The sequence below is a fragment of the Kitasatospora purpeofusca genome (assembly GCF_036010405.1).
In the GTDB taxonomy this organism is placed as follows: Bacteria; Actinomycetota; Actinomycetes; order Streptomycetales; family Streptomycetaceae; genus Kitasatospora; species Kitasatospora purpeofusca.
Genome location: NZ_CP108561.1, coordinates 3,114,477 through 3,139,709 on the forward strand (window position 1 = coordinate 3,114,477; position 25,233 = coordinate 3,139,709).

A 25,233-nucleotide genomic window follows, 5' to 3' on the forward strand; every position below is an offset into this window, starting at 1 on the left:
TCCAAACCCCTCCGAACCCGAATATTCAGTCACTGATCGGACATCAGACCGGTTCGCCCGCCGGAGTTCCCGGTGACCGGGGGAAAGCCGCAGGCCCGGCCTCCCCTCGGGGGAGACCGGGCCTGCGGGGAGTCTGCCGACCCTGGGGTCAGAGGCGCACGATGGAGTTGACCGGCATGTTGGACGCCGACTCGTAGCGGACCGACGCGCCCGGCTTCGGGGCGTGGATGACCTGGCCGCCGCCGACGTAGATGCCGACGTGGTGGCGGTCGCCGTAGAAGATCACCAGATCGCCGGGCTGGGCCTGGGAGATGTCCGAGCCGATCCGGGTGCCGGCGCCGGCCTGGGCCTGCGAGGTGCGCGGCAGCGACACACCCGCCTGGGCGTACGCCCAGCCGGTGAGGCCGGAGCAGTCGAAGGAGTTCGGGCCGGTGGCGCCGTAGACGTACGGGGCGCCGAGCTTGCTCTCGGCGGCGGCGATCGCGGCGGCGGCGCGCGAGCCGTTGGCGGCGGGAGCGGCCGGCTTGGCCGCGGCGGCGGCCGGAGCGGACGCCGCCGGCGCCGACGCGGGCGCGCTCAGGTCGCTGCGGTTGGTGTCACGGGTGGCGCGCTCGGCGTCCGCCTTCGCCTTGGCGGCCTTGGCGGCCTCGGCCTTCGCGGCGTCCGCCTTCGCCTTGGCCTCGGCGGCGGCCTTCTCCTCGGCCGCGCGGAGCGCCTGGCGCTCCTGCTCGGTGAGCGTGTTGAGCAGCTGCTGGGCCTTCGCCAGCTTGCCCTGGACCTCGTCCTTGGAGGTCTTCAGCTGCTGGGTGGTGGCCTCCAGCTCGCCGAGCTTGGTCTGGGTCTCGGTGCGGTCCTGGTCGAGCCTGCGCTGCTGCTCCTGGAGCTCCTTCAGCGCGCCGGACTGGGTGGAACCGGCCTGGTTCAGGGCGTCGGCCTGGCTGAGGAAGTTGTCCGGGCTGGCGGACAGCATCAGCTGGACGGTCTGCGATATGCCGCCGGTGCGGTACTGCTCGCCGGCGATCTCGGAGAGGCCGCCCTGGGCCTCCGTCACCACGGCCTGCTGGCGGGCCACCTTGTCCTGCAGCTCGGCGACCTGCTTCTGCAGCTCCTGCTGCTTGGCCTGGGCACCGTTGTAGTTCTCGGTCGCGACCTCGGCCTGCTCGTTGAGCTGGTCGACCTGCTCCTTGACCTGGTCCTTGGTCGGCGCGGGGTCGGCGTGGGCGCCGGACTGCGCGGAGAGGGCGACGGCAGCGGCGGCCAGACCGGTCATGATCGAGACCCGGGTGCGGCCGGCGGGCTTGGGACGACGATGGGACGCCACGAAGGCGGACTCCTTCTTCCTCATCCGCCTACCGGGTGAGCTGACGGGTTCGGGCGGAAGCGTGCCCTACGACGCCTCACCGTCCGCGCGAGCGGCCGACCTGGCGCCGATTCACCCCGGAGGAACGTGGTTCCCCGGCTCCGCTCCACAGCTGACCCCCGACTGCTGGGTCCGGTTCGGACGGGCACCTGAGGCCCCGCCCGGCTGCTTCGCGAACTCGACGGCGAACCCCACCGCCACCCAGGCTGGGTGATCGACTGTGCGAGGTCCGAAGCACGACCCTAGTAACAGATCCGTGATCCGTTCAAATCCTTGTCAGAAAAAAGTCAGAAGAATACCCAAGTTCCTTTGTGAATATGACCGAGTGTGATCACATCCCCACATCAGGCTGATCATTTCCACCTGGACGGCCCAATGCCCCACCCAAACCCCAACGCCACCCCCGATCGGGGGTGGCGCTGATCACAAGGGCCGAAAACCGCCCCCGGGGGTGTCGTGGCGGGCCGTCAGACCCGGCGGATCGTGTTGATCGGCATGGCGTCGGCCTTCATCACCTTCACCACGTCACCGGTGTGCGGCGCGTGGACCACCATGCCGTTGCCGATGTACATCCCGACGTGGCTGCGGTCGGGGCGGTAGATGATCAGGTCGCCCGGCTGGGCCTCGGCCAGGGACGCGACCCGGCTGCCGTAGTTGCCCTGCGCCTGCGAGGTCCGCGGCAGCGAGACGCCGGCCTTCCCGTACGCCCAGACCATCAGGCCGGAGCAGTCGAAGGTGCTCGGACCCGTGGCGCCCCAGACGTACGGCGAGCCCTGCTTGCCCATCGCGTTGCCGACCGCGGCACCGGCCATGCCACTGGCCTGCGGCAGGCTGCCCGGATCGGTGCGCTCGCTGCCGCGCGAGGCGCGGTCGGACTGCTGCTGCGCCGCCTTCACGGCCGCGCGGTCGGCGGCGCTGAGCGAGTTCAGCAGGTCCTGGGCGTCCTTGAGCTTCTTGGCGACCTCGGCCTTGGACTGGTTCAGGTCCTTGGTCGTGGTGTCCAGCGAGGCCAGCACGGCGGCCGCCTCGACCTTCTGCTGGTCCAGCCGGCGCTGCTGGTCCTGCAGGCCCTTGAGCGCCTCGGCCTGGCTGGAGCTGGCCTGCTGCACGCTGGAGGCCTTGTCCAGGTACCCGGACGGGTCGGAGGTGAGCATCAGCTGCACGGACGGGTCGATGCCGCCGGTGCGGTACTGCTCGCCCGCCACCTCGGCCAGCCCCGCCTGAAGCTGGGCCATCTGCTCCTGGCCGCGGGCGACCTGGTCCTGGAGCTGGTCCGCCTGCTTGCGCAGCTGGTCGGCCCGCTCCTTGGCGCCGTTGAACTTCTCGGTGGCCTGCTCGGCCTCCTCGTTCAGCTGGTCGATCTGCGCCTTGACGTCGTCCTTCTTCGGGGACGGGCTCGGCGCTGCGTGGGCGGCGACCTGGGCGGAGAGAGCGACCGCGGTCGCAGCGGCCGCGGTGAGCACGGAGACCCGCGCGCGGCTCGGCTGCTTGGGACGGCGGTGGGAGGCCAAAAGGACCGGCTCCTTCTTCCAATGGCCTCACCCGTTGGGGTGAGAATCCGGAAAATAGGTTTGACGCCAGACCCTAGTGAAGATCCACGTTTCGCGCCACTCCCACGATTACCTGAACCTGCCGCCCGCACCCGGACTTCACGAAACCCGCACAAGACCGCAATCCCGGCGCTGACCAGCCGTCATGACCGTCGGTGCGCGGCATCCTGGAGTTACGGACGGGCCAGCCGGTTCAGCAGCAGCACCGAGGCGACGGGGCGCGCGCCCGCCTTCCGCACGCCGTCCGCCACCTCCTTGTCCGCCGAGACCACCACCACCGGGCGGCCCTGCGGCTCCGCCCGGACCAGTCGGCGGATCAGCTCGTCCGCCGTCTCGCCGGTCCGGCTGAACCGCACCCGCACCCCGCGCGGCGGCGCCATGATCACCGGCACGTCGAGGTCCTGGCCGTCGAACACACAGGTGACCTCCGCCTGGGTACGCTGCGCCAGCATCGCCAGTCCGCCCAGCAGCCGGATCCGCTGCTGCTCCAGCGGCAGCGTCGGATAGCCCGTCTTGGTGACGTTGTAGCCGTCCACCACCAGATGGACCTGCGGGATCGCCAGCAGCTGGTCAAGCAGCGCCGGATCGTCCTCGGCCAGCCCGCGCCGCGCCACGTCGTGCGGCGAGGCCGCGCCCGGCACCACCGCCTCCACCAGGTCCGCCGGACGGATCTGGGAGATCGGCAGCGCCAGCTCCCGCTGGAGGCCCTGGGCCGACTGCAGCACGGTGTCCAGCAGCAGCCGCAGCCGCATGTCCTCGACACCGCGCCCCTCGCGGGCGGAGCGCCGCCCCTGCTCGGCGGAGTTCTCCAGCTCCGTGACCCGGTGCCGCAGCCGCCGCGCCTCGGTCTCCGCCGCGCCGCGCTCGACCGCCGCCTGCGCCCTGACCGCCTCCAGCTCGGCGGCGACCTTCCGGGTCTCCGCCTGCGCCCGGCGGGTGTCGCTCTCCAGCGAACGCAGCCGCCGGCGCAGCGACTCCGCCTCCTTGCGGACGTCCTCCGACTCGGCCCGCTGCCGCTCCAGGTCGGACCGGGCCGTGGTCCGCAGCTCGGCCAGCTCGGCCTGCAGCTTCTCGACCAGCCGGGTCGCCTCGGCGACCGCGCCCTCGGTACCGGCCCGCTCGGCCTCCTCGCCGGCCTCGGCCACCAGCCGGCTCCACCCGGCGGAGCGCACCAGATAGGCCGCCGCGGCCACGTCCATCGGGTCGGCGGCGCCCGGCACGGTGCCCGCCTCCAGGGCTCTGACCAGGTCCGGCTGGCCCAGCCGCAGCCGCTCCGCTATCCGCACCCGGAAGGCCGGCTCCGCCTCCAGCGCCGCAGCCAGCGCGGTCGCCGCGTACTTGGCCCGGCGGGCGGGGGTGAACTTGGCGTACTGGCGCAGCGACTGGGGCAGTTCGCCGAGCGGCAGACCGCCGAGCGCGTCGGAGGCCAGGCCGACCACCCGTCGGCGCACGCCCTCCGGCAGCGGCCGGTCCAGCGCCTCGGCCGACGCCCCGTCGGCCGCCGCTCCCTCCGGCCCGGTCTGGCCGGCCGCTCCACCGTCCGCTGCCGCCGGCTCCTCACCGGCGCCGGACTCCTCACCCGCGGGCGCCTCCGCCGGGGCCCCGGTGCCGGAGGGGGCGGCCACTGCCGCGTCCGGCGCCTGCGCGTCCACAGCGGGCTGCCGCCCCTGCGGCCCGGCGGGCTCCTTCGCTGCGTCCACCACGTCCTCGGCTCCGATCCTGGTCCAGCGGGGTACGGCCCTCGGCCGCCACCCCCGTCACACTCCGCGTGTTCTCTCTGTATTGTCCCGCGCGGCGGGCGGCCACGCCGCTCACCGCCCACCGCACGGACCGGGCGGTCAGCCCTGCTCGGGAGCCTCGGCGGTCCCGGCCGCCTCGTCCGCGCCGGGACGGGCGACCAGCTCGACCTGGTCCACGGCGTTGCACCAGCGGCAGCGCACCGACTCCACGGTCTCGCTGAGCACCTGGGTCTCCTCGACCTTGGACTCGCCGGCCAGGTCGAAGTGGAGGAACTCGGTCACCCGGGCGGTTCGGGTCACGTCGAAGCGGGTCAGGTTTCCGCAGAGCGTGCAGCGCCAGCGCGTCTCGGCGGTCAGGGCGGGGACGGTCATCGGGGGTCCTCTCGGGTGGTCCCGGAACGGGCTCGGGCGCTCCCCCCGGAGCCCCGGCGTCGGCGGCGGGAGGCGGGAATGCCCGCCCCAAGCCTATTGCCTGGGGCAACCTTCCCGGCCACCGGCCGAGCACTCCCGGGCGGTAGCCCACCTGCCGTAACCGCGCGGTGCCCGCCCGGCAGCGGGGGGATGCTGGAGCCCATGGCGATCCCGGTCCCCCACCCCGGCGCGCACCGCGGCCGACCGGCCGCCGCCGCTCCGGCCGTCTGCTACGCGCTGATCGCGCTGAACACCGCGGTCTTCCTGCTCGGACCGGCCGCGGGGCTCAACCCGCTCTACGGCCGGGACCAGGCCCGGGTCTGCGCCGAGCAGCGCTACGAGCAGCGCTGGGGGGCCGTCCCCGCCGAGCTCCTGACCGGTCACCCGCTGACCTCGGACCAACTGGCCGAGGCCCCGGACCCGGTACCCGGCTGCCCGGCCTCGGCCACCCCGGGCAAGCACCCGGCGCTGTCCGTGCTCAGCGCGCTCTTCCTGCACGCCGGCTGGCTGCACCTGCTCGGCAACCTGCTCTTCCTGTACGTCTTCGGCCCCGCCGTCGAGCGCCGGCTCGGCCGCCCCCGGTTCCTCCTCTTCTATCTGGCGGCCGGCGCGCTGACCACCTACGGCTTCGCCCTGGCCGAGGCGCGCTCGGCGGACTCGACCCGGGTGCTGATCGGCGCCTCGGGCGCGATCTCCGCCGTGCTCGGCTCCTACCTTCGCTTCCACCCGCACGCCCGGGTCACCACGCTCGTGCCGCTGCTGCTCTTCCTGCCGCTGCGGTTCCCGGCCTGGCTGGTGCTGGGCCTCTGGTTCGCGCTCCAGTGGTGGTCGGTGCACTCCGCCGGACCGGGGGTGGCGTACCTGGTGCACGTGATCGGCTTCGGGGCGGGCTTCCTCTACGCCTGCACCCTGGCCGAGCGCAGACCCCGCCGACCCCGCCGCACCCACCCACGCGACGGTGCGACCGACGCCCGCTACCCTGGCGGCACCTCACAAAGGAGTACGCCACCGTGATCACCGCCATCGTCCTGATCAAGACCAGCGTCGACCGCATCCCGGAGATCGCCGAGGCGATCGCCGCCATCGAGGGCGTCAGCGAGGTCTACTCGGTGACCGGCGGCTACGACCTGGTCGCGATGGTGCGGGTGCGCCGGCACGACGACCTCGCCGAGGTGATCCCCGGTCGGCTGAACAAGGTCCCGGGCGTGGCGCACACCGAGACCCAGATCGCCTTCCGCACCTACTCCCAGCACGACCTGGAGGCCGCCTTCGCGATCGGCCTGGAGGAGTAGCCGGGCGGAGGCCCGGCCGGGCGCAGGCGCGGCCGGCCGGGACCGACGGGGCCTCAGCCCTCCCGGCGGGTGTCGGCGACGCAGCGGCCGCCCTCGTTCCGGTAGCTCCACGCCGCGCCGTCCGTGACCAGCTCGCGGACGGCGGTCAGGAACCGGTCCACGTGCTCGTCCGGGGTGCCGGCGCCGAAGCTCACCCGGATCGCGTTCAGGCTGCGCTCGCCCGGCAGCGAGGCCTCCGGCGCGCCGCACTCCGAGGGCGCGGCCTCCTCGTCGCCGAGCAGGGTGCGCACCAGCGGGTGGGCGCAGAACAGGCCGTCCCGCACGCCGATGCCGTACTCGGCGGACAGCGCGGCCGAGAAGTGCGAGCTGTTCCAGCCGCGGACGACGAAGGACAGCACGCCCACCCGGTCGGCGTCGGCACCGAACAGGTTCAGCACCCTGACCTCGGGGACCTCCGCCAGACCGGCCTTCAGCCGGGCCACCAGCGCCCGCTCGCGCGCCTCCAGCGCGTCGAACCCGGCCTCGGTCAGCGCCCGGCAGGCCGCCGCGATCGCGTACACGCCGATGACGTTCGGGGAGCCGGCCTCGTGCCGGGCCGGGCCGGTGTGCCACTGGACGGCCACCGAGCCGTCGGTCTCCCGGGCCACCGTGCGGGTGGCGCCGCCGCCGGCCAGGTACGGCTCGGCCTCGTCCAGCCAGTCGGCCCGGCCGGCCAGCACCCCGGCGCCGAACGGCGCGTACAGCTTGTGGCCGGAGAAGGCGATCCAGTCGACCCCCAGCTCGCGCACCGAGACCCGGTGGTGCGGGGCCAGCTGCGCGGCGTCCAGCACCACCCGGGCGCCGTACCGGTGGGCGGTCCGGGTCAGCTCGGCGACCGGCCAGAGCTCGCCGGTGACGTTGGAGGCGCCGGTGACGCAGAGCAGCTTCGGGCCCTCGGGCGCCTCGGCGAGCGCGGCGTCGAAGGCGGCGACCGCCTCGGCGTGCGAGCGGGGGGCGCGCAGACAGGTGACGGTCAGACCGGCGTGCGCCCAGGGCAGCAGCGAGGCGTGGTGCTCGGTCTCGAAGGCGAACACCTGGGTCCCGGCCGGGACGGCGCCGGCCAGCAGGTTGAGCGAGTCGGTGGTGGCGCGGGTGAAGACCACCTGGTCGCCCTCGCGCAGGTCCAGGAACTCGGCGACGGTGCGGCGGCTCTGCTCGAACAGGTCGGTGGAGAGCTGGGACAGGTACCCGGCGCCGCGGTGCACGCTGCCGTAGTAGGGCGCGTAGGCGGCGACCTCGTCCCAGACCCGCTGGAGCGCCGGGGCGCTGGCGGCGTAGTCGAGCGCCGCGTAGGCGACCTTGTCACCGTTGGCGAGCGGGACCTCGACGTCGTGGCCGAGAACGGGGAGGGGGGCGAGGAGGTCGGTCGCAACAGACATGGGGATGCACTCCGTCTACGGGTCAGGGACCCCGGGAGTGCGTAGTGATCCGGGTGTCCGCGCTTGCCACGCGGACGGCTCGCCGCACGGCCCGGTCCTCACCCAGGGCACCCCGCCACGGAAGGAGGGTTGCCGGACAGCAAGCTGGGGCTTGTCGCTGTCACTCATGACCTGGCCAAGACTGTAGATCCGGTCCGCCCCCCGGTCAAACAAGGGTCCACATCCCGGACAAGCGTCGGGGCCCACCGGGAGGATTCCCGATGGGCCCCGACCGCCGTGTCACACCCGGGTGGTGGCCTCCGACCAGTGCTTCAGCAGGTCCCGCGCGGCTCCCGAGTCGACGGCCACCGCGGTACGCCGCATGGCCGCGGCCAGCTGCTCGGCGAGCGGCGCGTCGGTGAGGTCCAGCGCCACCAGCGCGGCCGCCGAGTTCAGCAGCACCGCGTCCCGGACCGGCCCGTGCTCCCCGGCGAGCACCCGGCGCGCGACCTCGGCGTTGTACGCCGGGTCCGCGCCGCGCAGCGCCTCGATGCCGACCGGCTCGATGCCGACCTCGCGCGGGTCGAAGGCGGTCTCGGTGACGGCGCCGTCGCGGACCACCCACACCCGCGAGGTAGTGGTGATCGTCAGCTCGTCCAGCCCGTCGTCGCCCCGGAAGACCAGCGCGGTGGCACCGCGCTGGGCGAGCACCCCGGCGATCAGTGCCGCCAGACGGGTGTCGAAGCAGCCGATCGCGTGCGCCGTCACCCGGGCCGGGTTGGTCAGCGGCCCCAGGATGTTGAACGCGGTGGGCACCCCGAGGTCGCGCCGGGCCGGCGCGGCGTGCCGCATCGACGGGTGGAAGGTCGCGGCGAAGCAGAAGGTGAGGCCGACCTCCTCGGCGATCTCGGCGACCCGGCGCGGCCGGAGGTCCAGGCTGATGCCCAGCTTCTCCAGCACGTCCGAGGAGCCGCTGGACGAGGAGGCGGCCCGGTTGCCGTGCTTGACCACCTTGGCCCCGGCCGCGGCGGCGACGATCGCCGACATGGTGGAGATGTTGACGGTCTTGGCCCGGTCGCCGCCGGTGCCGACGATGTCCACCGCCGGGCCGGGGATGTCCAGCGGCTCGGCGTGCGCGTACATCGAGTCGACCAGTCCGGAGATCTCGTCGACCGTCTCGCCCTTGGCCCGCAGCGCCACCATGAACCCGGCCACCTGCACCGGGGAGGCCTCGCCGCTCATGATCCGGTCCATCGCCCACGCGGTGGCCGAGCGGTCGAGGTCCTCTCCCCTCAGCAGCGCCGACAGGATGTCCGGCCAGGAGCGGACCACCTGCGCGGGGTCGCTACCACCGTTCGCAGGCTGCACGTTCACCATGGCTGACTCCAGCTCTCGCTGCCCCGGCTCACCGGGGAAGGACGTAGGGACGGAGTCAGCCTATCGAGCGGCGGGCCGCCGGGGCTCCGCCGTTCACCCTTCTTCTCTTGTAGTGAGACGCCGGGTGGGACGAGGGGTGGACGCGACGGGCGCGGTGGACCCTAACGGGTGGCGGGCGCCCGCTTGGCCAGCCTGGCCCGCAGCAGCGTGGCGGCGGCCTCCGCCAGCGCCACCGGGTCCACCGGCTGGGAGATCGCCGCGTCGGCCCGGCTCCAGGCGGCCAGCCAGGAGTCCTGCGGCCGGCCGATCAGCACCAGCACCGGCGGGCAACCGTAGATCTCGTCCTTCAGCTGCCGCGCGAGCCCGAGCCCGCCGGCCGGCACCGCCTCACCGTCCAGGACGCAGAGGTCGACACCACCCTTCTCCAGCGCCTTGAGCACCGCGGGGGTGGTCGCGCACTCCAGGTAGGCCAGCTCCGGGAGGTCCTCCGCGGGCCGCCGCCCGAGAGCGGTCAGCACCTGCTCACGGGTGGTTCGGTCGTGGCTGTAGACGAGAACGGTCAGCGTCTCGTCGGTCGTGTACGCCATGGGCCCTGCTCCCTCACGTGTGATCCGGACCACGTTCGCCTCTCCCCGGATGCTACTCCCGATCACCGCCCGCCGAGCCCCTCCCGCGCGATCTCTTCCCGACGGCGCCGCGCCCGCCACTGGTCCGGGCGGAGCACGGCGCGTCACCCCCGCCCGCACGGTCCACCCGTACGGCGGACGAGTGGAACTTCCCCTTACCCCCGGCGACCCCCGGAAGCCCGTCACGACACGCCGGACAGGGCCCGGACGGGCCCTTCGAGCAACCGTCAGAAAAGGGACACGCCGCTGCTCAGGGGCAGTACGGACGCCCCGTCGGGCCCCAGGGGGGCATACCGCACGCACCGGACACTCCGAGGGTGACCCCCCGACGTGAAGACGGAATAAGGGACCGACATAATGTCCGTCGTGGCGACAGCAACAGCAGTAGAAACCGGGCACGCGCACGGATCGGTCAACCGGCCGAACATGGTCAGCGTCGGAACGATCGTCTGGCTCAGTTCCGAGTTGATGTTCTTCGCGGCCCTCTTCGCGATGTACTTCACGCTCCGCTCCGTCAAGGGGCCGGAGTTCTGGACCGAGAAGGCGCACGCCCTCAACGTGCCCTTCTCCTCGGTCAACACCACGATCCTGGTGCTCTCCTCGCTCACCTGCCAGCTCGGCGTCTTCGCCGCCGAGCGCGGGGACGTGAAGAAGCTCCGCTCGTGGTTCGTCATCACCTTCGTGATGGGCGCGATCTTCATCGGCGGCCAGATCTTCGAGTACACCGAGCTGGTCAAGAAGGACGGCCTGTCGCTGTCCTCCGACCCGTACGGCACGGTGTTCTACCTGACCACCGGCTTCCACGGTCTGCACGTGACGGGTGGTCTGATCGCCTTCCTGCTGGTCCTCGGACGGACGTACGCAGCCAAGCGCTTCACGCACGAGCAGGCCACCGCCGCCATCGTGGTGTCGTACTACTGGCACTTCGTCGATGTCGTGTGGATCGCCCTGTTCGCGACCATCTACCTGATCAAGTAACCAGCTGATCAGGTCGCTGGCCACCGGCCTCGGGTCCCGCCCTCACCGGCGACGGCCCGATTTCGCCGGTGGCGACGCTCCCACCGACCGACCGCGCGCGCAGCCCTAGAGAAGGCAGCCTCGTGCCGGCCAGACCGGCCGCCGGGTGCAACCACCAGTCGACCAGATCCTGACACCGGGGTTATTCCGTGAAAAAGCTCTCCGCACGACGGCGCCACCCACTGGCGGCGCTGGTCGTCCTACTTCTCGCCCTGGCGGCAACCGGGGGGCTGTACGCCGCGTTCGCGCCCGCCGGCAAGGCGCAGGCCGACGTGGCGGCGCAGTCGCTCGCGATCGATGAGGGCAAGAAGCTCTTCGCCGTGGGCTGCTCCTCCTGCCACGGCCTGAACGGGCAGGGCAGCAGCGACGGCCCGAGCCTGGTCGGCGTCGGCTCCGCCGCGGTCGACTTCCAGGTGGGCACCGGCCGCATGCCGGCCCAGCAGCCCGGCGCCCAGGTGCCGAGCAAGCCGAACATCTACTCGCAGGCGCAGATCGACCAGCTCTCCGCCTTCGTCGCCTCGCTCGGCCCCGGTCCGGTCACGCCGACCGAGGAGCAGTACACCTCGACCAACCCGGACGACCTGTCCAAGGGCGGCGAGCTGTTCCGCACCAACTGCGCCCAGTGCCACAACTTCGCCGGCCAGGGCGGTGCCCTGACCCAGGGCAAGTACGCCCCGTCGCTGGAGGGCGTGGACGCCAAGCACATCTACGAGGCCATGCAGACCGGCCCGCAGAACATGCCGTCGTTCCCGGACAGCACCATGCCCGAGGAGCAGAAGAAGCAGATCGTGGCCTTCGTCCGCCACACCACCAACGATGAGCCCAACCCCGGCGGTCTCACGCTCGGCAGCCTCGGTCCGGTGACCGAGGGCCTGTTCGGCTGGATCTTCGGTCTCGGAGCGCTCATCGCGGTCGCGATCTGGGTCGCCGCCCACACCACCAAGGCCAAGAAGTCATGAGCCACGACATGTCAGAAGAGAAGCTCCCGGAGTCCCACGGCTCCGCCGGGCACCACGAGGTGGCCGCCCACGGCGACGCGTTCGCCGACCCGGGCCTGCCGGCCCACGAGCCGCGTCGCACCGACATCGACGAGCGGGCCGCCAAGCGGGCCGAGCGCCAGGTGTCGCTGATGTTCGTCGTCTCGATGCTCGCCACGATCGGCTTCATCGCCTCGTACGTGGCCATCGACCCGGACAAGATCGTCTACATCTGGCCGCTGGGCCACGTCAGCGCGCTGAACTTCGCGCTCGGCATGACCCTCGGCCTGGCGCTGTTCCTCATCGGCGCGGGCGCGGTCCACTGGGCCCGCACCCTGATGTCGGACCACGAGATCCCGGCCGAGCGTCACCCGATCGAGGCCGACGACGAGGTCCGCGCCGACGTCATCGAGCAGTTCCGGACCGGTGCCGCGGAGTCCGGCTTCGGCCGCCGCAAGATGATCCGCAACACCCTCATCGGTTCGATGGCCCTGGTGCCGCTGTCCGGTGTGGTCCTCCTGCGCGACCTGGGCCCGCTGCCCGAGGACAAGCTGGAGCACACCGGCTGGGAGGAGGCGACCGACGCCAAGCCCCTGCAGCTCATCAACATGAACACCAACCAGCCGATGAAGGCCGAGGACATCATCACGGGGTCGCTGACCTTCGCGATGCCCGAGGGCCTGCACACGCACGACGAGGACTTCCAGCAGCGCATCGCCAAGGACGCCCTGATGCTGGTGCGCATCGCGCCGGAGAACATCAAGGACGACAGGTCCAAGGAGAAGGGCTTCGAGGGCATCCTCGCCTACTCCAAGATCTGCACCCACGTCGGCTGCCCGATCAGCCTGTACGAGCAGCAGACCCACCACGCGCTCTGCCCCTGCCACCAGTCGACCTTCGACCTGGCGGACGGCGCGCGCGTGATCTTCGGCCCGGCCGGCCACCCGCTGCCGCAGCTGAAGATCACCACTGACGAGAAGGGCTTCCTGGTCGCCCACGGCGACTTCGACGAGCCCGTCGGCCCGAGCTACTGGGAGCGTGCTCGATGAGCAGTACGAGCAGCACCACCTCCGGCGCCGCCAAGCCCGCCAGCACGCGCGCCAAGCCCGCGAACAAGTGGGAGCAGGCCGCGGACTGGACGGACGGCCGGCTGGGGATCTACTCCCTCGCCAAGACCAACCTGCGGAAGATCTTCCCGGACCACTGGTCCTTCATGCTGGGCGAGATCTGCCTCTACACCTTCGTCATCATCATCCTGACCGGTGTCTACCTGACGCTGTTCTTCAAGCCCTCCATGGGCGAGGTCATCTACGACGGCTCGTACATCCCGCTCAAGGGCATCCCGATGTCCGAGGCGTACGCGTCGACGGTCGACATCAGCTTCGAGGTGCGCGGCGGTCTGCTGGTCCGCCAGATCCACCACTGGGCGGCCCTGGTCTTCGTCGCGGCGATGTTCGTGCACATGATGCGCGTCTTCTTCACCGGCGCGTTCCGCAAGCCGCGCGAGATCAACTGGGTCTTCGGCTTCCTGCTGCTGGTCCTGGGCATGTTCGACGGCTTCTTCGGCTACTCGCTGCCCGACGACCTGCTCTCCGGCACCGGTATCCGGTTCATGGAGGGCGCCGTCCTGGCGACCCCGCTGATCGGCACCTACGTCCAGATGTTCCTGTTCGGGGGCGAGTTCCCCGGCCACGACATCGTGCCGCGGTTCTTCACCATCCACGTGCTGCTGATCCCGGGCATCATGCTCGGCCTGCTGGTGGCGCACCTGATCCTGGTCTTCTACCACAAGCACACCCAGTGGGCGGGCCCGGGCAAGACCGAGAAGAACGTCGTCGGCATGCCGCTGATGCCGGTCTACATGGCCAAGGCCGGTGGCTTCTTCTTCCTGGTGTTCGGTCTGATCGCGGCCATCTCGGCGATCGCCTCGATCAACCCGATCTGGGCGTACGGCCCGTACCGTCCCGACCAGGTGTCCACGGACGCCCAGCCGGACTGGTACATGGGCTTCTCCGAGGGCCTGATCCGCATCATGCCGGGCTGGGAGGTCAGCCTGTGGGGCCACACCCTGAACCTCGGTGTGGCGATCCCGCTGATGGTCCTCTTCCCGATGGTGCTGGTCTCGATCGCCGCCTACCCCTTCATCGAGGGCTGGATCACCGGCGACAAGCGCGAGCACCACATCCTGGACCGCCCGCGCAACGCCCCGGTCCGCACCGCCCTGGGCGCCGCCTGGATCAGCCTCTACCTGGTCCTGCTGGCGGCCGGTGGCAACGACCTGTTCGCCACCCACCTGCACCTGTCGATCAACTCGGTCACCTACTTCGTCCGCGTGGGCATGTTCGTGGTCCCGGTGATCGTCTTCATCATCACCAAGCGCTGGTGCCTCGGCCTCCAGCGCCGTGACAAGGAGAAGGTGCTGCACGGCCGCGAGACCGGCGTCATCAAGCGCCTGCCGCACGGCGAGTTCGTCGAGGTGCACGCCCAGCTGCCGCAGAAGGACCTGCACCTGCTCACCGCGCACGAGCAGATCGAGCCGTTCGAGCTGCCGGCCGAGACGGACGAGAACGGCGTGGCCCGCAAGGCCAACGTCATCGACCGCACCCGGGCGAAGCTCTCCCGCGGCTTCTACGGCGAGGGCAGCCAGATCCCCAAGCCGACCTCCGAGGAGCACCACGAGATCACCAGCGGCCACGGCCACCACTGATCCCGTACGCACCCCGCGTCGCACCCCGAGGGCCGCTGACCAGAGTTCTTCTGGTCGGCGGCCCTCGGGCTTTCCCGTACCCGGGGGCGCCCCGCGGTGCCCCGCCGAACGTCAGGAGCCCTCTGTGCAGCTGTCCGTCGACCCCGCCTCCGGCACTCCCCCGTACGAGCAGATCCGGGCCCAGATCGCCGAACAGGCCCGGACCGGCGAACTCGCGACCGGACTGCGGCTGCCCACCGTCCGCGCGCTGGCCGAGCGGCTCGGGCTGGCGGCCGGGACGGTCGCCCGCGCCTACCGGGAGCTGGAGGCGGACGGGGTGGTGGAGACCCACGGCCGGCGCGGCACCCTGATCGCCGCGGTCGGCGACTCCGCGCACCGGCTGGCCGCCGCGGCCGCCGCCGAGTACGCGGAGCGGGTCCGGCGGCTCGGGGTGCCGGCGGCGGACGCCCTGGCCGCCGCCGACAACGCACTGCGCCTGGCCTACCGGGAGGAGAGCTCCGCAGAGGGACCGGAGGGCCGCTGAGGGCCCTCGGGGGCCGTCCTCAGAGCTGCGGGGCGATCATCCCGCCCGCGGGGGCCCTGGTGGCCGGCGTGGTGGTGCTGACGGGCTGCCCGAGGGCGCTGTGCCCGACCCACTCGCCCCAGCCGACGTTCCAGTCCCCGAAGCCGTTGCCGAACGGCTCCATGGTCTTGCCGCGGCTGTTCACCACCGTCACCAGGTCCCCCACCCTGGTGTTCTGGTAGAACCAGTGGGCGTTCTCGGTGCTCATGCCGGTACAGCCGTGGCTGACGTTCTCCACCCCCTGGGAGCCCACCGACCAGGGCGCCGCGTGCACGTACTCGCCGCTCCAGGTGACCCGGGTGGCCCACTCGACGTCGAGGTCGTAGGACTCCTGGCTGCCGGCCGCTATACCGATCGTCTCGCCGCTCATCCGGACCTTGCGCTCCTGGCCGAGCACCACCTTGACGCCGTTGCGGGTGTCGAAGCCGGGCTTGCCGGTGGTGACCGGGATCGTCCGGACCACCTGGCCGTCGCGCTTGAGGGTCAGCTCGTGGGCGGCCGCGTCGACCACCGTCTCGACCCGCTCGCCGATCCGCATCGCCAGGGCCGCCCGGTCGCCGCCGTACAGGCCGTCGGAGATCCGGCCGCCGGTGGCCTCGAAGGCCAGCGCGACGACGGTGCCGGTGGGCCAGTAGTCCTCGGGGCGGAAGTGCAGGTTCTTGTCGTCCACCCAGTACCAGGCGCCGGTCACGGCGGGCTGCGAGGTCACCGTCAGCGCCCGCTCCACCTCCTGGCGGGCCTGCGGGTCCTTGACGGCCTCGGAGAGCTGCACGGTGAGCGGCTGGCCGACCCCGTAGACGCCGCTGCCGGAGGAGTCGGGGCCGAGCTTGGCGGTCAGCAGCCGCTGGGCGGCCAGGGTGGCGAAGCCCGAGGTGGTCTCGCCGCGCCCGCCGCTGCCGTCGTCGGCGGCGATCCGCACGGTGTAGGCGGTGGCCGCCTTCAGCCGGCCGGTGGTCTGCCAGCTGCGCTGGTCCTCCGAGAGCCGCCCGGCGACGATCCGGCCGTCCGGGCCGACCACGGTGACGTCGGTCAGCCGGCTGCCCGGCTCCGCGGTGACCGTCACCGGCTGCGAGGGGTCCACCTTCTCCGTGGCGGAGAGGTGGACCAGCCGGGCCGCGTCGACCTTGCGGACGGAGTCCGCGACCTCCTCGCCGCCGGAGCTGCAGCCGGCCAGCGGGGCCAGCACTACGAGGGCCAGCGTGATGCCGCCGAGACCCGCGATTCCGCGCCTGTCGGCCATGACCGCCTCCCAGGGTTTCGCACGATTGGTCAGATCGTAGGAACCCCCTCCGGCTGAGCGACATCCGAACGGCGCCCTGTTGGGCCGGCGGGGTGAGGCCGTCACTCCGGGGACGCAACAGGGCCGGGCTTCCCGTGCGGGAAGCCCGGCCCTGTGGGAGAGAACCGGTCCTACTGGTTCTGGTTCTCGCCCCGGTAGAACTCGAAGACCCAGCCGAAGAGGCCGATCAGGATGACCGGGATCGACCAGTACAGCAGCCACCAGCCGAAGATCACGCCGAGGAAGGCCAGCGCGCCGCCGACCGCCAGCGAGAGCGGCTGCCAGCTGTGCGGGGCGAAGAAGCCCAGCTCGCCGGAGTCGTCCGCGACCTCGGCCTCGGGGTTGTCACCCGCGCCGCTGTCCACCCGGCGGGCGGTGAAGGCGAGGTAGTACCCGATGAAGGCGCACAGCGCGAAGGCGAGGAACAGCGCGGTGGTACCGGCGGCCTCGATGCCGTGGTCGGAGCTGTTGGTCCACAGGCCGTAGGTGATCGCCATGGCCAGCACGAAGACCGCCAGGCCCAGGAAAATCTTGCCCTGTTCCCTCATCAGGCGTCGCCTTCCTTCTTGCCCTTGCCGAGCTTCGGGGCGTCGTACTTCGCCGGGGTCACACCGGCGAAGTGCTTGGCCGGCTCACCGTGGTACTCCAGGTAGTCCAGCGCGGCGATCTCCGGGTAGTGGAGGTCGAAGGCCGGGGATTCGGAGCGGATCCGGGGCAGGGTGAGGAAGTTGTGCCGCGGCGGCGGGCAGGAGGTCGCCCACTCCAGCGAACGGCCGTAGCCCCACGGGTCGTCGACCTCGACCTTCTCGCCGTACTTCGCCGTCTTCCACACGTTGTAGAGGAACGGCAGGATCGACAGGCCGAGCAGGAACGAGCCGATGGTCGAGACGGTGTTCAGGGTGGTGAACCCGTCCGAGGCCAGGTAGTCGGCGTAGCGGCGGGGCATGCCCTCCGCGCCGAGCCAGTGCTGCACCAGGAAGGTGGTGTGGAAGCCGATGAACAGCGTCCAGAAGGTGACCTTGCCGAGGCGCTCGTCGAGCATCTTGCCGGTCATCTTCGGCCACCAGAAGTGGAAGCCGGCGAACATCGCGAAGACGACGGTGCCGAAGACCACGTAGTGGAAGTGGGCGACGACGAAGTACGAGTCCGAGACGTGGAAGTCGATCGGCGGGGAGGCCAGCAGGACACCGGTCAGACCACCGAAGAGGAAGGTGACCAGGAAGCCGACCGTCCAGAGCATCGGGGTCTCGAAGCTCAGCGAGCCCTTCCACATGGTGCCGACCCAGTTGAAGAACTTCACACCGGTCGGGACCGCGATCAGGAAGGTCATGAAGGAGAAGAACGGCAGCAGTACCTGTCCGGTGACGTACATGTGGTGGGCCCACACCGTCACGGACAGACCGGCGATCGCGATGGTGGCCGCGATCAGGCCGGAGTAGCCGAACATCGGCTTGCGGCTGAAGACCGGGATGATCTCCGACACGATGCCGAAGAACGGCAGCGCGATGATGTACACCTCGGGGTGGCCGAAGAACCAGAACAGGTGCTGCCAGAGCAGCGCGCCACCGTTGGCCGGGTCGAAGACGTGCGCCCCGAACTTGCGGTCCGCCTCCAGGGCGAACAGCGCGGCGGCGAGCACCGGGAAGGCCAGCAGGACCAGCACGGCGGTCAGCAGGACGTTCCAGACGAAGATCGACATCCGGAACATCGTCATGCCGGGCGCGCGCATGCAGATGATCGTGGTGATGAAGTTGACCGCACCGAGGATCGTGCCGAAGCCGGAGAAGGCCAGACCCATGATCCACATGTCCGCGCCGATGCCCGGCGAGCGGACGGCGTCCGAGAGCGGCGCGTAGGCGAACCAGCCGAAGTCGGCCGCGCCCTGCGGGGTGAGGAAGCCGGCCACCGCGATCAGCGAGCCGAACAGGTACAGCCAGTAGGCGAACATGTTCAGCCGCGGGAACGCCACGTCGGGCGCGCCGATCTGCAGCGGCATGATCCAGTTCGCGAAGCCGGCGAAGAGCGGCGTCGCGAACATCAGCAGCATGACCGTGCCGTGCATCGTGAACGCCTGGTTGAACTGCTCGTTCGACAGGATCTGGGTCCCGGGACGAGCCAGCTCGGCGCGCATGACCAGCGCGAGGATGCCGCCGATCAGGAAGAAGGCGAACGACGTGCCCAGGTACAGCGTGCCGATCGTCTTGTGGTCAGTGGTGGTCAGCCACTTGATGATGGTGGAACCCGGCTTCCGGGTCCGCTGCGCCCCGACCGTGACGGCCCCGGCGCCCCCGCCGGCCGCGGCGGGCTCGTTGAGGATGGTCACTTCTCTTCACTTCCCATGGTCGTGATGCCGGAGGGCACCGCGCCGGTCTGACCCTTGGCCCTGAGGTCCTTCAGGTGCTGGTCGTACTCGGCCCGGTCGACGACCTTCACGTTGAACAGCATGCGCGAGTGGTCGACGCCGCAGAGCTCGGCGCACTTGCCCTTGTACTCGCCCTTGACGGTCGGGGTGACCTCGAACTTGTTGACCACGCCCGGCACGACGTCCATCTTCATCATGAAGTTGATGGGCCAGAAGTCGTGGATCACGTCACGCGAGGTGAGGCGGAACTGCACCGTCTCGTTCACCGGCAGGTACAGGGTGGGCGCCGCGTTGGGGGTACCCACCTCGTACGCGGCCTGCAGGTTGGCCGGGTCCGGATTCTCGGTGTTCTCGTAGTTGAACGCCCAGCTCCACTGGAAGCCCACCACGTTGACGGTGTGCTGCGGCTTCTCGGAGACGGCGATCAGCTTCGACTCGTCGCGGGCGACGAAGTAGAAGAGGACCGACACGATGATGATGGGGACCGCGGTGTAGAGCGCCTCGATGGGCACGTTGTACCGGGTCTGCGGGGGGACCTGCACACCGGTGCGGCTGCGCCGGTGGAAGATCACGCTCCAGATGATCAGACCCCACATCAGTACGCCGACCACCAGCGCCGCGATCCAGGAGCCCTGCCACATGTGGAGGACCATCGGCCCTTCCTTGGTGACAGGGCTCGGGAGGCCAAGCCTGGGGAGGTCGTTGGCCGAGCAGCCGGTGGCGGTCGCGATGACGAGGCCCAGTGCCAGCGCCTGAGGCAGCTTCCGCCGCATCGTGCGCCGCGGCGAGCGGTCGGAGCCGTTGGGACTCACGTAGCGCCTTCCCGAAGTCTCGCCCGCCTTCGCGTCGCCCCGAGGAGGCTTTCGCTCCCCGGCGACCCGACCACGGGCACGGTTTGAATGCTTATGCGGGCCAAACCCTACTCCAGCCTTATGCGCTGCTGACGGGCAGGTCCCAGTAACGCGCCGCCCGGACACCCGATCAGGCCCGGTAGGGGCTGCGCCGCAGGTCATCCTAGGCATTAGGGGTCCGTACGCCCGATCGAGGGATGACCTCGGACAACATGGTGACGCCCCGTCGGGAGTGGACTTTCCGGACATTCGGGATGATCGACTGACGGAGGGTGAGCCGCCTCCGGAACCCCGGGCACACCCGCCGGTGCCGTTAAATGTGACCGTGTACTTCGATGTGGCCTCCACCGCACCGCTCCACCCCGTCGCGCGGCAGGCGCTGACCGCCGCGCTGGACGAGGGATGGGCCGATCCCGCCCGGCTCTACCGCTCCGGACGCCGGGCCGGAATGCTGCTGGACGCCGCCCGGGAGACCGTGGCCGAGGTGATCGGCTGCCGGGCCGACGAGATCGCCTTCACCTCCGGCGGGACCCAGGCCGTCCACCTCGGGGTGCTGGGCGCGCTGCGCGGCAACCGGCGGCGCGGCGGGCACCTGGCGCACTCCGCCGTCGAGCACTCCAGCGTGCTGCACAGCGCCGAACGGCACCTCGCCGAGGGCGGCGAGGTCACCTCGGTGCCGGTCGACCGGTTCGGCCGGGTGGACCCGGAGGTCTTCGCCGCCGCGCTGCGGCCGGACACCGCGCTCGCCGTGCTGCAGTCCGCCAACCACGAGGTCGGCACGGTGCAGCCGGTCGCCGAGGTGGCAGCGCTCCGCGGCGAGGTGCCGCTGCTGGTGGACGCCGCGCAGAGCGCCGGGCGGGTGGACCTGCCGACCGGCTGGTCGCTGCTCACCGCCAGCGCGCACAAGTGGGGCGGACCGGCCGGGGTCGGGGTGCTCGCGGTGCGCAAGGGCGTCCGCTACGTCTCGCCGCTGCCCGCCGACGAGCGGGAGGCCGGCCGGGTGCCGGGCTTCGTCAACGTGCCGGCGATCGTCGCGGCCGCGGCCTCGCTGCGCGCGGTACGGGCCGAGGCGGAGCGGGAGAACGCCCGGCTGCACGAGCTGGTCGAACGGATCAGGGCCCGGGTGCCGCAGCTGGTGCCCGAGGTGGAGGTGGTCGGCGACCCGGTGCGGCGGCTGCCGCACATCGTCACCTTCTCCTGCCTGTACGTGGACGGCGAGGTCCTGCTGGGCGAGCTGGACCGGGCCGGGTTCGCGGTCTCCTCCGGCTCCTCCTGCACCTCGTCCACGCTGACCCCGAGCCATGTACTGGCCGCGATGGGTGTGCTCACCGAGGGGAACGTCCGGATCTCGCTGCCGTTCGGCACCACCGGGGCGGACGTCGACCGCTTCCTGACCGTGCTGCCGGAGCTGGTGGCCGGAGTCCGCGCGCCACTGGGCCTGGACCTGCCCGCGCCCGCCGCAGCCCGGGAGCCCGACGGGGGGCCGCTGGTCCTGGACGCGCTGGGCAAGCGGTGCCCGCTGCCGGTGATCGAGCTGGCGAAGCGGATCGGCGAGGTCCCGGTGGGCGGGACGGTCGTGGTGCTGGCCGACGACGAGGCCGCCCGGCTGGACGTGCCGGCCTGGTGCGGGATGCGCGACCAGGAGTACCTGGGCGAGGCCCCGGCCGCCGAGTACGGCGGCGACCGGGGCTCGGCCTACCTGGTGCGGCGGGTCAGTTGACCAGGTGCGCCCGGACGTCGGCGCCGGCCTCGTCGCCGTAGGCCGCGACGAAGCGCTGCAGGAAGTCGTGCGGGCGCAGCTCGTACTCCTGGGTGCCGACGGTCTCGATCACCAGGGTGGCCAGCATGCAGCCGAGCTGGGCGGCGCGCTCCAGCTCCAGCCCCCAGGAGAGCCCGGCCAGGAAGCCGGCCCGGAAGGCGTCGCCGACACCGGTCGGGTCGGCCTTGGCGGTCTCGGGGGCGCAGCCGACCAGGATCGGGGACTCGCCCTTGCGCTCGATCCGGACGCCCTTGCTGCCGAGGGTGGTGATCCGGGTGCCGACCCGGGTGAGGATCTCCTCCGCGTCCCAGCCGGTCTTCGACTCGATCAGCGCGGCCTCGTACTCGTTGGTGAAGAGGTACGCGGCGCCGTCGACGATCTGGCGGATGTCGTGGCCGTCGAGGCGGGCCAGCTGCTGCGACGGGTCCGCGGCGAAGGCGTAGCCGCGGGTGCGGCACTCCTGGGTGTGACGCACCATCGCCTGCGGGTCGTCGGCGCCGATCAGCACCAGGTCGAGGCCGCCGACGCGGTCGGCGATCGGCTTGAGCTCGATGCTGCGGGCCTCGGCCATGGCACCGGTGTAGAACGAGGCGATCTGGTTGTGGTCCTCGTCCGTGGTGCACATGAAGCGCGCGGTGTGCCGGGTCTCGGAGATGTGGACGGACCGGCAGTCCACGTTGTTGCGCTCCAGCCAGCTGCGGTACTCCGCGAAGTCCGCGCCGGCCGCGCCGACCAGGACCGGGCGCAGCCCGAGCACGCCCATGCCGAAGGCGATGTTCGGCGCGACGCCGCCGCGGCGGATGTCGAGGGTGTCGACCAGGAAGGACAGCGACACGGTGTGCAGCTGCTCGGCGACCAGCTGGTCGGCGAACCGGCCGGGGAAGGTCATCAGGTGGTCGGTCGCGATCGAACCGGCGACGGCGATACGCACGGGGTCTCCTCAGGATGGCAGCGGGGCCATGGGACAGCGGGGGTGGAACCCACCCACGGTACCCGGCGGTGCCGGGGCCCCAGCAAGACGCCGGGTGCGATCCCGGCCGTGTGCTGTCACCCGCCACCCCCGAAGGTGTACTACCCCGGGGTAGCTCTGGTGGCTGCCGGACACCCGGCCTAGGGTCGCAGTCAGGGGCTTCTCCCGGCCCCGACCGGGACCGTGGCGACGCTGCCACGGCAGGTGGATCGGAGTTGATGGCCGATGTTGCCCAGTCACCACCCGCTGCGGGTTCCGCCCGCCCTGCTCGGCGACGCCGACGGGGAGTCGCTCGACGCGCTGGTGGACTCCTCGCACCGGCTGCGCCGGTTCTGGCCGCTGCTGGCGACCGGTCCCCAGGACAGCGCGCCGGCCGGCTCAGGCTTCCGCGTCCCCTCCCGTGCCCGGCGCGTGGTCGCGTCGATGCCCGAGTACGGGCCCTGATCAGCGCTTCCCGAGGGTGCCCCGGGTGCGGCCGGGACGGGCGGGGAACCGGAATCGTCCGGGCCACGTCACATCCCCGCGGTGCGGCCGCCAAGGCGTACCGCTGAACCCTCGGGAGGAAGTTCAGATGGATCTGGAGAGCATGCCCAGGCGTTCCGGCCGGGCCCGCGCGACCGCGCTGGCCTGCCTCGCCCTGGCGGCGGCGGCCGTCCTGGCCGGGTGCGACGGCGGGACCAAGGCGGCTTCGGACACGGCGGCGACGGGCGCGGAGCGGGCCTCGGCGAGCGCTTCCGCCTCGCCGGGCGCGGCCACCGGCAGCCCGGACCCGGCCGCCCCGGCCACGACCTCGGCCCCGTCCGCCCCGGCCCCGGTGACCACCCCGCCGGTCGACCCGACGGCCACCCTCTCGGACCCTCGGCCGAGCGGTCCGGCCACGCCCACCAAGCCGCCGGCCCCGCCGTCGCAGCCGACTCCGGCGCCCACTCCCCCGGGCTCGGACGGCAACGGCATCGCGGTGGGCGAGCCGCCGCCGAACGGCTCCGGGAGCGGCTCGCCGGTGCACCCGGCGATCACCTACCGGGTGGACGGCAACAAGCTGACGGTCTGGTTCTACGGCGGGATCTGCCAGCGGTACGCGCTCAAGGCCGACGAGTCCAAGCCGGGCCGGGTGGACATCCGGGTGACCACGGCGGCGCCGGTCCCGGCCGGACAGGCCTGCGCCGATCTGGCCAAGCGGCAGACGGTGGCGGCCGACCTGAAGCAGCCGCTCCAGGGCCGGGCGGTGACCGATGTGGCGACGGGGCAGGAGGTACCGCTGGAGGCGGACGCCAAGATCGGCCCGGATCCGGTGGTCCCGGACATCCCCGGCAACCCGTGAGCCCGGAGCGGACTGCGTGCGGACACGACGAAGGCGGCCCCCGGGATCCCGGGGGCCGCCTTCGCGTCGGAGCTACCGGCCTACTGGCCGTGGACCGACTAGCTGAACGAGTCGCCGCAGGCGCAGGAGCCGGTGGCGTTCGGGTTGTCGATCGTGAAGCCCTGCTTCTCGATGGTGTCGACGAAGTCGACGGTGGCGCCGCCAAGGTACGGGGCGCTCATCCGGTCGGTGACGACCTTCACACCGTCGAAGTCCTTCAGCACGTCGCCGTCGAGCGAGCGCTCGTCGAAGAACAGCTGGTAGCGCAGGCCCGAGCAGCCACCGGGCTGGACGGCGACGCGCAGCGCCAGGTCGTCCCGGCCTTCCTGCTCCAGCAGGCCCTTGACCTTGGCCGCGGCGGCATCGGTGAGGAGGATGCCACTCTCGACGGTGGTCTCGTCCTGGACGGTCATCTGCGTTCTCCCGGTCTTGACGACGGTCTGCCGCCAGTACCAACCGACGGCCGTCCGGATTCATTTCCCGGACGACGGAGTGTTTTCGGTGGATTCACGGCGGCGGTGTTCCGTGGGCCGGGCGTGCACCCGTTCCCCATACGCCTTCCATGCTCGCACACCGGCGGACATCGGCCGCATCCGCTCGGACCGATCCGGGCGAACCGGCCCTGCGGCGCGGGCCCGGCGGTCAGGATGGTGGGTATGCTCCTGCGCCCGCTCCAGGACTCAGCCGCCGACGCGGAAGCGGTCCGGCACATCTCCGCCGCCGCGTTCGCCTCGCTCCCCGACGCCCCTACCGTCACCGGGCCGCCCCCGCCCCCGGTGTTCCAGCTGGCCCGCACCAGACACCTCGCGCGCACCGATCCGCAGGGCTGCTGGGTGGCCGAGCTGGCCGGCGAGCCGGTCGGCGCGGTGCTCGCGCTGCGCCGCGAGGGCGTCTGGGTGCTGGCGCTGCTCGCGGTGCTGCCGCAGGCCCAGGGCAAGGGGGTGGGGCGGCTGCTGCTGGAGCGGGCCCTCGCCCACGGTCGCGGCTGTCTGCGCGGGATGCTGTGCTCCTCGCCCTCGCCGGCGGCGGTGCGGCGGTACCGGCTGGCCGGGTTCACCCTGCACCCGGCGATGCAGCTGACCGGGCGGGTGGACCGGTCCCGGCTGGTCGACCCGGGCGACCTCCCGGTGCACCCCGGGAACGCGACCCACCGGCACCTGCTGGACTCGGTGGACCGGCGGCTGCGCGGCGCCGCGCACGGCCCGGACCACGAACTGCTGCTCGCGCACTGCGAGGAGGTGCTGGTCGCGGACACCCTGGCCGGCAGCGGCTACTGCTACCGGGAGGGCGGCGAGGTGCGGCTGCTGGCCGCCACCTCCAAGCGGATCGCCACCCGGCTGCTGCGCGAGGCGCTGGCCCGGGTGCCGGAGGGGGTGGAGGCGCGGGTGGAGGCGCTGACCGCCGAGCAGGAGTGGGCGCTGGACGTCGGCCTCGAACTGGGCCTGTCCGTGCAGACCCGGGGGTACCTGGGGCTGCGCGGAATGCGCCCGCCGGCGCCGTACGTCCCCAACGGCGGGCTGCTGTAGCCGTCCGCGGCGGTCACGGCGCCGGACGCGCGCGACCCCCGCCGGGCCGGGGCCGGGCGGGGGTCGGTGCGCGCTTCGGGACGGTGCGCGTCCGGACGGGTGCGCCGCGGG

The 25,233-nt window shown here is 71.9% G+C and carries 24 protein-coding genes and 2 riboswitches; of the genes, 11 read left to right on the forward strand and 13 right to left on the reverse strand.

Annotated elements, in window-relative coordinates; translation table 11 throughout:
- Positions 1-148 precede the first annotated feature (148 nt).
- The 4 genes from OG715_RS13450 to OG715_RS13465 form a co-directional block, all read right to left on the reverse strand.
- Entirely contained in the window at positions 149-1,321 is a 1,173-nt protein-coding gene (locus OG715_RS13450) for a C40 family peptidase (protein ID WP_266268931.1), read from the reverse strand.
- 10 nt (positions 1,322-1,331) lie between these two features.
- A riboswitch (cyclic di-AMP (ydaO/yuaA leader) is annotated at positions 1,332-1,488 on the reverse strand.
- Positions 1,489-1,827: 339 nt separating this feature from the next.
- Positions 1,828-2,871: a C40 family peptidase gene (locus tag OG715_RS13455; protein WP_266268932.1), complete on the reverse strand. Its 1,044-nt coding sequence runs from the start codon at positions 2,869-2,871 to the stop codon at positions 1,828-1,830.
- Positions 2,872-3,083: 212 nt separating this feature from the next.
- Entirely contained in the window at positions 3,084-4,385 is a 1,302-nt protein-coding gene (locus tag OG715_RS13460; RefSeq protein WP_266271666.1) for an NYN domain-containing protein, read from the reverse strand.
- Positions 4,386-4,748: 363 nt separating this feature from the next.
- On the reverse strand, positions 4,749-5,021 hold the full coding sequence (locus OG715_RS13465; RefSeq protein WP_266268934.1) for a hypothetical protein: 273 nt from the start codon (positions 5,019-5,021) through the stop codon (positions 4,749-4,751).
- A 201-nt stretch (positions 5,022-5,222) separates the two neighbouring features.
- Between OG715_RS13465 and OG715_RS13470 the strand changes: the two genes are divergently transcribed.
- Positions 5,223-6,074 carry a rhomboid family intramembrane serine protease gene (locus OG715_RS13470; RefSeq protein ID WP_266268935.1) on the forward strand — a complete coding sequence of 284 codons (852 nt, stop codon included), beginning with the start codon at positions 5,223-5,225 and terminating at the stop codon, positions 6,072-6,074.
- A complete protein-coding gene (locus OG715_RS13475) occupies positions 6,071-6,352 on the forward strand; it encodes an Lrp/AsnC ligand binding domain-containing protein (RefSeq protein ID WP_030391503.1) in 282 nt (93 codons plus the stop codon). The genes OG715_RS13470 and OG715_RS13475 overlap by 4 nt, the downstream gene beginning before the upstream one ends.
- A gap of 53 nt (positions 6,353-6,405) precedes the next feature.
- Here OG715_RS13475 and OG715_RS13480 read toward each other — a convergent pair whose 3' ends face one another.
- The 3 genes from OG715_RS13480 to OG715_RS13490 form a co-directional block, all read right to left on the reverse strand.
- Positions 6,406-7,770 (reverse strand): aminotransferase class V-fold PLP-dependent enzyme, encoded by a 1,365-nt coding sequence (locus OG715_RS13480; RefSeq protein ID WP_266268937.1) that lies wholly within the window; start codon positions 7,768-7,770, stop codon positions 6,406-6,408.
- Positions 7,771-7,824: 54 nt separating this feature from the next.
- Positions 7,825-7,942: riboswitch (SAM riboswitch) on the reverse strand.
- A gap of 107 nt (positions 7,943-8,049) precedes the next feature.
- Positions 8,050-9,126, reverse strand: coding sequence for an anthranilate phosphoribosyltransferase (gene trpD, locus OG715_RS13485; protein ID WP_266268938.1), 1,077 nt, complete (start codon positions 9,124-9,126; stop codon positions 8,050-8,052).
- Positions 9,127-9,287: 161 nt separating this feature from the next.
- Positions 9,288-9,713: a hypothetical protein gene (locus OG715_RS13490; RefSeq protein ID WP_266268939.1), complete on the reverse strand. Its 426-nt coding sequence runs from the start codon at positions 9,711-9,713 to the stop codon at positions 9,288-9,290.
- A gap of 396 nt (positions 9,714-10,109) precedes the next feature.
- Here OG715_RS13490 and ctaE point away from each other — a divergent pair, with 396 nt between their 5' ends.
- The 5 genes from ctaE to OG715_RS13515 all read left to right on the forward strand — a co-directional run bounded on the left by ctaE (position 10,110) and on the right by OG715_RS13515 (position 14,976).
- On the forward strand, positions 10,110-10,730 hold the full coding sequence (gene ctaE, locus OG715_RS13495) for an aa3-type cytochrome oxidase subunit III (RefSeq protein ID WP_266268940.1): 621 nt from the start codon (positions 10,110-10,112) through the stop codon (positions 10,728-10,730).
- A 188-nt stretch (positions 10,731-10,918) separates the two neighbouring features.
- A complete protein-coding gene (gene qcrC, locus OG715_RS13500; protein WP_266268941.1) occupies positions 10,919-11,728 on the forward strand; it encodes a cytochrome bc1 complex diheme cytochrome c subunit in 810 nt (269 codons plus the stop codon).
- On the forward strand, positions 11,725-12,795 hold the full coding sequence (gene qcrA, locus OG715_RS13505) for a cytochrome bc1 complex Rieske iron-sulfur subunit (protein ID WP_435649162.1): 1,071 nt from the start codon (positions 11,725-11,727) through the stop codon (positions 12,793-12,795). The genes qcrC and qcrA overlap by 4 nt, the downstream gene beginning before the upstream one ends.
- Positions 12,792-14,453 carry a cytochrome bc1 complex cytochrome b subunit gene (gene qcrB, locus OG715_RS13510; RefSeq protein WP_266268943.1) on the forward strand — a complete coding sequence of 554 codons (1,662 nt, stop codon included), beginning with the start codon at positions 12,792-12,794 and terminating at the stop codon, positions 14,451-14,453. The genes qcrA and qcrB overlap by 4 nt, the downstream gene beginning before the upstream one ends.
- Before the next feature lie 124 nt (positions 14,454-14,577).
- Positions 14,578-14,976 carry a GntR family transcriptional regulator gene (locus tag OG715_RS13515; RefSeq protein WP_266268944.1) on the forward strand — a complete coding sequence of 133 codons (399 nt, stop codon included), beginning with the start codon at positions 14,578-14,580 and terminating at the stop codon, positions 14,974-14,976.
- Between the two features lie 19 nt (positions 14,977-14,995).
- On the opposite strand, the gene OG715_RS13520 is transcribed toward OG715_RS13515, so the two are convergent.
- The 4 genes from OG715_RS13520 to ctaC all read right to left on the reverse strand — a co-directional run bounded on the left by OG715_RS13520 (position 14,996) and on the right by ctaC (position 19,468).
- Positions 14,996-16,255, reverse strand: coding sequence for a L,D-transpeptidase (locus OG715_RS13520; RefSeq protein ID WP_266268945.1), 1,260 nt, complete (start codon positions 16,253-16,255; stop codon positions 14,996-14,998).
- Positions 16,256-16,425: 170 nt separating this feature from the next.
- On the reverse strand, positions 16,426-16,842 hold the full coding sequence (locus OG715_RS13525; protein WP_045938258.1) for a cytochrome c oxidase subunit 4: 417 nt from the start codon (positions 16,840-16,842) through the stop codon (positions 16,426-16,428).
- The gene (ctaD, locus tag OG715_RS13530; RefSeq protein WP_030391513.1) at positions 16,842-18,617 is read right to left on the reverse strand and encodes an aa3-type cytochrome oxidase subunit I; all 1,776 of its coding nucleotides are present in this window, start codon (positions 18,615-18,617) and stop codon (positions 16,842-16,844) included. Before ctaD ends, OG715_RS13525 begins: the two co-directional genes overlap by 1 nt.
- A complete protein-coding gene (gene ctaC / locus OG715_RS13535; protein WP_266268947.1) occupies positions 18,614-19,468 on the reverse strand; it encodes an aa3-type cytochrome oxidase subunit II in 855 nt (284 codons plus the stop codon). Before ctaC ends, ctaD begins: the two co-directional genes overlap by 4 nt.
- A 364-nt stretch (positions 19,469-19,832) precedes the next feature.
- On the opposite strand from ctaC, the gene OG715_RS13540 reads away from it, so the two are divergent.
- Positions 19,833-21,227: a cysteine desulfurase/sulfurtransferase TusA family protein gene (locus OG715_RS13540; RefSeq protein WP_266268948.1), complete on the forward strand. Its 1,395-nt coding sequence runs from the start codon at positions 19,833-19,835 to the stop codon at positions 21,225-21,227.
- Here the strand turns inward: OG715_RS13540 and OG715_RS13545 are convergent.
- On the reverse strand, positions 21,220-22,197 hold the full coding sequence (locus OG715_RS13545; RefSeq protein ID WP_266268949.1) for a carbohydrate kinase family protein: 978 nt from the start codon (positions 22,195-22,197) through the stop codon (positions 21,220-21,222). The two genes, OG715_RS13540 and OG715_RS13545, sit on opposite strands and share 8 nt — an antisense overlap.
- Positions 22,198-22,461: 264 nt before the next feature.
- On the opposite strand from OG715_RS13545, the gene OG715_RS13550 reads away from it, so the two are divergent.
- Both OG715_RS13550 and OG715_RS13555 read left to right on the forward strand, forming a co-directional pair.
- Positions 22,462-22,680: a hypothetical protein gene (locus tag OG715_RS13550; protein ID WP_045938264.1), complete on the forward strand. Its 219-nt coding sequence runs from the start codon at positions 22,462-22,464 to the stop codon at positions 22,678-22,680.
- Between the two features lie 127 nt (positions 22,681-22,807).
- Positions 22,808-23,557 (forward strand): hypothetical protein, encoded by a 750-nt coding sequence (locus OG715_RS13555; RefSeq protein WP_266268951.1) that lies wholly within the window; start codon positions 22,808-22,810, stop codon positions 23,555-23,557.
- A gap of 98 nt (positions 23,558-23,655) precedes the next feature.
- On the opposite strand, the gene erpA is transcribed toward OG715_RS13555, so the two are convergent.
- A complete protein-coding gene (gene erpA / locus OG715_RS13560) occupies positions 23,656-24,009 on the reverse strand; it encodes an iron-sulfur cluster insertion protein ErpA (RefSeq protein ID WP_030391519.1) in 354 nt (117 codons plus the stop codon).
- 243 nt (positions 24,010-24,252) lie between these two features.
- On the opposite strand from erpA, the gene OG715_RS13565 reads away from it, so the two are divergent.
- Positions 24,253-25,122: a GNAT family N-acetyltransferase gene (locus tag OG715_RS13565; protein WP_266268953.1), complete on the forward strand. Its 870-nt coding sequence runs from the start codon at positions 24,253-24,255 to the stop codon at positions 25,120-25,122.
- Positions 25,123-25,233 lie beyond the last annotated feature (111 nt).